Below are 6,936 nucleotides of genomic sequence, written 5' to 3'. Positions count from 1 at the left end.
GCACGGGACGCAGCCCGCGACGCCGCCGAACGACGCCCGGCCCGCGACGCTGCCCGGCAAGCACGCCGGGCCGTCCCCCGCCCCGCCCGCCGCCGGGTCGCGCCGGGTCAGGACGGGGAGGGCCGTGCGGGGTCGGGGCGCATCCGGAAGTCGTAGCGGCCCGGGAGTTCCCCGGCGCCGGTTCGCGCCCACACCTGCCCGAGCCGCTCGTCGCCCTCGCGCAGGTCGGCGACCTCGAAGCCCTCCTCGAAGACGGCCCGGACGTCCTCGTGGCGGCCCTCGGCCAGCAGCAGCTCGGCCTCCAGCAGCCGGAACCGGCCCCGCTCCCTGGTGCCGGCGGGCAGCCGCTCCCACACGCCGCGCGCCGGTGCCGCCCGGCCGGCCCGCAGCAGCGCCTCGATCGCCTCGCGGCCGAGCGCGGCGGTGGCGGCCGTCCACGACGGGCCGTCGTCGCGCCGTTCCCGGCACAGGCCGTCGAAGGCCTCGGCGTACCGGTCGGCGGCCCGCTCGTGGTGCCCGGCCTCCTCGTCGGCGACGGCGAGACAGCGCAGCAGCGGCCACTCCGGCGACGCCTGCGCGGCCGGCGACGCGAGGGCCCGCTCCCAGCTGCGCACCGCCTGCGCCCGGTCGCCGGCGTGCCACTGCGCGACACCGAGGTGGTACTCGGTGAGCGGGGTGGCGGGAGCCGTCTCCAGCATGTCCCGCCAGGGCGGGGCGACGAGGCTCGGGCCCGGCGGCCGGACCTCGCGCGGCTGCGGGAAGGACCCCGAGTCCAGCAGTTCCCGCCAGGGCTCCTCCGCTTCGCCGAGGGTGGACTCGGGAAAGGGCGTGCCCGGCAGCTTCCAGCCGGCGCGCAGCACCTCGAGCGCGCCCCGGCCGGAGCCCGTGGCCAGGGTCTCCACCGGGTCCGCGTCCGCGTACGGCTTCCACGCCTCGTACGCGGCGTCGACGGCGGCGCGCGGCAGGGCGGCGGCGAGGGATTCCTCGGTCCGCCGCAGGACGGCGTCCCACTCCCCCGCCGGCGGCGGCGCGCTCAGCGGCCCGTACGCCTCCAGCCAGGCGACCTCGCTCTCCGCCTCCAGCCGGACGTGCTCCAGCTGGGTGCGGGCGAGTCCGGCCTGGATCTCGCAGTAGCCGCCGGTGCCGGGCTCGGTCAGCCACTCCTGCCAGCGCCGCCCGCCGGGGCCGGCGCCCCACACGAACAGCTTGCGGCCGCGCAGCACGTCGGTCGACGTCTGCACCAGCCCGTCGCCGGCGTCGTCCAGCGCGGCGATCCAGGGCCGCCGCCCGTCGGGCAGGTCGTAGAAGTAGTCGGCGGCGAAGGTGCTGTTCAGCGGATACGTCCGGTCGATCCCGTCGTACGCGGGGACGGGCACCCGGCGCAGGCGGCGCTCGTAGCCGAAGTGGAACGCCTCATCCGCGGGCGCGAGCACCCGGCGCTCCTCCGGCACGGCGATGTTGGACCACCAGTAGGTCGGCACCGGCCGGTCGTGGGGATTGCGGACGCGGACGGCGACGTACAGGAAGTCGGCGCCGTCCGGCAGCCAGAGGTCGACCTGGAAGGGCAGGTCGCGCAGCGGTTCCCACTCCCACAGGCGCAGCATCTCGCCGCCGCCGGGGGCCGGGACGCGGGCGGCGTGCAGGGGGGAGCAGGAGAGGGTGGTGTGGCCGGTCGCGCCGATGTTCCACTCGATGCCGCCGGAGAACCAGGCGCCGTTGAGGGCGAAGTTGGCCGGCTGGAACACCGGGTTGCGGTAGAGGAGTTCGCGGCCGGTGGGCTTGTGGACCAGGGAGGCGACGCGGCCGCCGAGCCCGGGGAGCACCGTGGCGCGCAGCCGGTCGTTCTCCAGCACGAGCGCGTCGACCGGCCGGGGGGCGCGCGTCCGTTCGTAGCCGTCGCGGACGCGGACCGGCAGCAGGCTGCGCAGCGGCGCGTAGCGCATCTGCCGGACCATGTCGCGCGGCAGGCGCCCGAGTTCCTTGTCGTCCTGTCCCGCGACGTCGTGGACCTCGTCGAGCGGGCGCAGCGGGGGCAGGGGGTTGTCCGGCCCCAACTGGGCGGCGGGCAGCGTCAGTACCTCGCGTCGGATCGTCGTCACGACGACCATGGAACCCGGTGACCAGTGATCCGGCCAGAGGCAGCGCCGGTCAGGATTCCGCAAAGGCGGTCTCCTGGCGCGTTCCGCACGGGTCCGGGCGCGTTCCCGCGGGTTTCGCGGGCTCCGCGCGCGTCCGCCGCGGGCTCGGTGGGGATGGATCCTCATCGTGTCCGGTGCGGGTTCCCCTCCGGCCCCGCGAGGCCGCGCCGCGAGAGCCTGGCGGGGCGCCGGGACTCTGCCGCCGGGCGGGGGGACGCAGGAGCGAGGCCCGGGCCAGGCGCGGGGACAACAAGAAGCCAGGCCCAGGCCGCCAGGGCCCCACCGGGCCGGGGCGGGCGCGCACGGGGCCGCCGCGGCCCCCTCCGGCCCGGCCCGGCGGGAGAGCAGGAGCGAGGCCCCGACCGCCAGGCGCGGGGACACAAGAAGCCAGGCCCGGGGAGCCGGGCGCGCCGGAGCGAGGCCCCGGGGAGCCGGGCCGCCAGGCCGCCGGGCCACCAGGCCGCCGGGGCACGGGGCCGCCGGGCCGGCGGAAAACCGCGCGCCACGGCGCCCCCGGCACCGTACAGTCGGCCCTTCACGACCCCGCGGGGTACGCGGCGGCCGGGCGGAGGAGCGGAGGCCACATGAGCGAGCGGCACACCTACCGGGTGATCGTCCGGGGCACCTGGGACGCGCTGACCGACGAGGCGCGGGCGCGTCTGCTCGCCGAGGCGCCGCGGCACGGGCTGGCCGCCATGCGGTTCACCGAGGAGGGGTCGCTGACGTACGAGGCGTCGCCGCTGAAGCACTTCTCCCTGCGGTACGTCGTCGTCTCGGACGCGGACGACGGCGAGGAGATGGCCGCCGCGATCGCGGAGGACCGGGCCGGGACGACGCTGCGCGCACTCGGCTACGGCTTTCGCGGCCTCAGGTCGTCCGTGACGGACCTCGACACCATGAAGATCAACTACAAGCCCGCATCTCGGCGGTGATCGCCCAGCGCTGGTGGTCCCGCCAGGCCCCGTCGACATGGAGCATCTTCGGGGAGAAACCCTCCAGACGGAACCCGCACCTGCGGGCGAGCGCGATCGAGGCCGTGTTGAGGGGCTGCACGTTGATCTCCAGGCGGTGCAGTCCCAGCGGTCCGAAGGCGTACCCGACCACGAGGTCCAGGCCCTCGCGCATCAGCCCCCGCCCGGCGGCGTGCGCGAAGGCGCCGTAGCCCAGCGCGCCGGACCGGAAGGCTCCCCCGACCATGTTGTTGACGTTGATGAACCCGGCGACGGCCCCGCCGTCCCGCTCGCAGACGAGGAACCCGGCCCGGTCCGGACTCCCGATCAGCCGGCCGGCGTACGCGGCGTAGGCCTCGGCGGTGTCCGGCGGGAACAGCCACGGGTGGTGCAGGTCCTTGCTCTCGCGGACGCGTGCGGTGAACTCGGGCCCGTCCGCCAGGGTGATGCGGCGTATGCCCACGCGGCGGCCCTCGGCCAGGAAGGGGGAGGCGGTCTGCGGCATTCCGCCACCCTACGCGCCGCCGGGCGCGGGTGTCAGGGACGCACCACCGGCAACTGGAGCACTCCGGTGTCACCGGGGGCGCTGACGACCGTCACCGGCTTGATCCCCCGGTTGCCCACGTAGGCGTCGTCGCTGCCCGCGATCACGAACCGCAGGCGGTGCCCCTGCTCGAAGCGGTGCACGATCCCCGGCAGGGACACCGTGAAGGGCCGGGTCACGTCGGGCACGCGGACCGGCGCCACCAGGCGGTGCACAAGCGTCCGGGTGCCGTCCGGTGCGACGTCGTACAGCTTGGCGAACAGGACGAGCTTGTCCGCGGCGTCCGCCGAGTGCTGCGTCAGCCGCGCCACCGGGGAGACGACCCGGAGCGTGGCGCGGGGCGCGCCGACGACGTCGACGGGCTCCGCCAGCGGTTCGCTGCTCCAGCCGAGGTAGGTGCCGGGCGTGTCGTGGGGCGGCTGGTCCGGGTGGCCGATGACACCGGCCAGGGAGCTCTCCGAATGACTGGTGGGCACCAGCCAGTTGGCGTACGTCCGGCTGCCGCGCACGACCTCGGCCCGGTCGCCGACGAGCTTGCCGTCCCCCGACAGGTAGAGCGTCCGCCCGAGCGCGGGGACGCGGTCGGCCGTGGCGTAGGTGTGCTCCGGGTCGTCGATCCAGTCCCGGTAGTAGGCGAAGTCGGGCCCGGTGTCGGTGGGCACGCGCCGGTGCAGGTAGCGGTCGAACCAGGCCAGGATGCGCCTGCCGACGTAGCTGGTCTCCAGGTTGCCCCGTGCGAGGTTCAGCTCGCCGGCCGCCGGGTCCGTCATGCCGCCGCTGTGGCCCCAGGACTGCCAGATCATCTTGGCCGGGGTGCCCTGCGCCCGGAGCGTCTCGTACGTCGCCGACGCCTCGTTGAGGTTGAACAGGCTGTCGGCCTGGCCCTGGACCAGCAGGGTCGGCGTCTTCACCCGGTTCAGGTAGGACACCGGGGACACGCTGTGCGCGTAGTCGAGCATCCGAGCGGTGCGGTCGGCCGGGTAGCGGCCGGAGTTGAGGGTGCGGACGGTCTCGCAGGCCCGGGACACGAAGTGCAGGCAGGCCATCGAGTTGATGCGGGACGGGTCCAGGTTCGGCTCCAGCAGCGGCTGGCCCTCGCCGATCAGGTAGAAGGCGTTGGTCCACTGCCACTTGAAGACCCCCGGCACCCCGCCGCTGCCGACGGCGTTCTCGGGATCCAGGGAGTAGGCGAGGTCGTGCCAGGTGATGAGGGGGACGAGCGCGTCGACACGGTGGTCGACGGCGGCCGTCGCCAGCTGGACGGCGCCGCCGTAGGAACCGCCGATCATGCCGACGCGCGGGTCGCCGGTGCCGTCGAGGGTGACGTAGTCGACGCGGGTCCCGTCGTCGGCGGCCCGTCCGCCGCCCAGGAAGTCGACCAGCCGGGAGGCTGCCCTGCCGTCGATCTCCGGGTCGTCGAGCGAGACGAGGCAGCCCGACCGGCCGAAGCCGAGCCCCGAGTAGACGAGGGAGACGTATCCGCGCTGCGCGAAGGCCCTGCCGATGGCGTCCGTCGAGCCGTCGCTCTTGCTGCCGCCGAAGCCGTTCGTGGCGAGCACGGCGGGCGCGGGACGGTCCCGGTCGGCACCGGCGGGCCGGTACAGGTCGGCGTCCACGGCGCAGCTCCGGTCGCCGGCGCGGACGGTGAACGTCAGCGGCGTGACGGTGAACTCCTCCGCCGCGGACACGGGTCGGGTGGCTCCGGCGGTGGCGGTCAGCGCGCCGCCGAGGGCGAGGGCGAGCAGGGCACGGGCTCCGGGCACACGACGGGACACGAGACCTCCACACTGAGGACACCCGAGCCGGCTGCTGCGGCAGCCGACTTACCGGCCGGTAAGTACGGTCCGGATTCATGCTGTGACACGTGTCAGGCCGGGTCAATCGGCGTGCAGGAGGTTTCTTGACGGAGTGTCGGTGAAGGAGCGCCACGGCCGGGCGGGCCGGGCGTCACCGCAGCGCGGGCTCGTCCAGCGTCAGGGCCGCGGCGTCCGCGTCGAGTTCGGCGGCCACCCCGAACGGCACGGTGAGCGCACCGTCGCAGTGCCCGAACCCGAACTCCTCGACGACCGGGACGCCGAGACCCCCCAGCCGGTCGGCGAACACGGCGCGCAGCAGGGCGCCGGGACCGCAGTCGCGCCAGGAGCCGAGGGCGACGCCCGCGACGCCGTCGAGCCAGCCGGCCCGCAGCAGTTGGGTCAGGATGCGGTCGAGACGGTACGCCTCCTCCCCCACGTCCTCGATCAGCAGCAGCCCGCCGCGGGCGCCACGTCGGGCGTGCGGCGTGCCGAGTTCCGCCGCGAGCAGGCTGGCGCACCCGCCGAGCGTGACGCCGCGCGCCCGTCCGGGGACGAGCGCGGTGCCGCCGGACGCGATGACGCGGGTCGTCTCCGGCGCGAACAGCGTGGCCCTCAGGTGCTCCTGGGCCCGCGCGTTCTTGACGAAGTCGACGCCCGCCGCCATCGGCCCGTGCAGCGTGACCAGTCCCAGCCGCGCGGCGAACGCCTCGTGCAGCGCGGTGACGTCGCTGAACCCGACCAGCACCTTCGGCCCGGCCGAGCGCATCGCCTCCCAGTCGAGCAGGTCGGCCGTCCGCTGCGCGCCGTACCCGCCGCGGGCGCACAGCACGGCGTCGACGGACGGGTCGCACCAGGCGGCCTGCAGGTCGGCGGCGCGGCCGGCGTCCGTGCCCGCCAGATACGGGAGGGCGGCGTGCCGGTCGAGCACGTGCGGCGCCACCACGGGTTCGAGGTCCCAGCCGCGCAGCACGTCGAGCCCGGCCTGCAGCCGCTCCTCGGGCACCGGCCCGCTGGGCGCGACGACGGCGACGCGGGCGCCGGGGGCGAGTCGGGCGGGACGGACCAGTGGCTTCACGGGACGGGCTCCGGGGTGGCGCGTACGGTCGGGCGGCCTCCAGTATCCGCTCCCCGAACGCCCCACACCGCCCGCCCCCGCCCCACCCACGGCCGGGTCGACTCACCCGGCCCCACCCCCGGGACGGTCAGAGCCGCACGACCCCGCCCTACCCACGCCCGGGTCAGCTCGCACGGCCCCGCCCCCAGGACGGTCGGAACCGCACGGACCCTCCCGCCTCCGACCGAACCGGACCGCTCCACCCGCAGGCCGGGGCGACCGCACGACGCCGCCACCGGCCGGCCGGGCCACCACACACCCGCGGCCGTCCACGGACTGGAGGGGACGTGCCGGGGGGTGCCCGCCCGCAGCGGCCGGCGCGTCAACCCCGGCGCGCCGGTGACCAACAGCACCCGCGCCGGTCCGAGGACGGGCACCCCCCCCATCGGAACAG

5 protein-coding genes are annotated in these 6,936 nt (G+C 75.8%); 1 reads left to right on the top strand and 4 read right to left on the bottom strand.

The annotated features are described in order from the left end of the window. Window positions 1-107: 107 nt before the first annotated feature. A complete protein-coding gene (locus ABZ920_RS20975) occupies window positions 108-2,108 on the bottom strand; it encodes a DUF5107 domain-containing protein (RefSeq protein ID WP_361506931.1) in 2,001 nt (666 codons plus the stop codon). A gap of 614 nt (window positions 2,109-2,722) precedes the next feature. Between ABZ920_RS20975 and ABZ920_RS20970 the strand changes: the two genes are divergently transcribed. After that, complete coding sequence (locus ABZ920_RS20970; RefSeq protein WP_361506928.1) at window positions 2,723-3,070, top strand: DUF6204 family protein; 348 nt, start codon at window positions 2,723-2,725, stop codon at window positions 3,068-3,070. On the opposite strand, the gene ABZ920_RS20965 is transcribed toward ABZ920_RS20970, so the two are convergent. The 3 genes from ABZ920_RS20965 to ABZ920_RS20955 form a co-directional block, all read right to left on the bottom strand. After that, window positions 3,042-3,593 carry a GNAT family protein gene (locus ABZ920_RS20965; protein ID WP_361506925.1) on the bottom strand — a complete coding sequence of 184 codons (552 nt, stop codon included), beginning with the start codon at window positions 3,591-3,593 and terminating at the stop codon, window positions 3,042-3,044. The genes ABZ920_RS20970 and ABZ920_RS20965 overlap by 29 nt on opposite strands. 32 nt (window positions 3,594-3,625) lie before the next feature. Next, entirely contained in the window at window positions 3,626-5,407 is a 1,782-nt protein-coding gene (locus ABZ920_RS20960) for a CocE/NonD family hydrolase (protein ID WP_361506922.1), read from the bottom strand. Between the two features lie 172 nt (window positions 5,408-5,579). Beyond that, on the bottom strand, window positions 5,580-6,503 hold the full coding sequence (locus ABZ920_RS20955; RefSeq protein ID WP_361506919.1) for an LD-carboxypeptidase: 924 nt from the start codon (window positions 6,501-6,503) through the stop codon (window positions 5,580-5,582). Window positions 6,504-6,936: the final 433 nt, after the last annotated feature.

Source organism: Streptomyces sp. NPDC046831 (genome assembly GCF_040645305.1).
In the GTDB taxonomy this organism is placed as follows: Bacteria; Actinomycetota; Actinomycetes; order Streptomycetales; family Streptomycetaceae; genus Streptomyces.
The sequence above is the reverse complement of the archived record's forward strand: the minus strand, read 5'-3'. Positions and strand labels throughout refer to the sequence as shown.

Bases quoted from the DNA above. Each gene is read 5' to 3' on its own strand.
- ABZ920_RS20975 (WP_361506931.1), bottom strand. From the start codon at position 2,108: ATGGTCGTCGTGACGACGATCCGACGCGAGGTACTGACGCTGCCCGCC.
- ABZ920_RS20970 (WP_361506928.1), top strand. From the start codon at position 2,723: ATGAGCGAGCGGCACACCTACCGGGTGATCGTCCGGGGCACCTGGGAC.
- ABZ920_RS20965 (WP_361506925.1), bottom strand. From the start codon at position 3,593: ATGCCGCAGACCGCCTCCCCCTTCCTGGCCGAGGGCCGCCGCGTGGGC.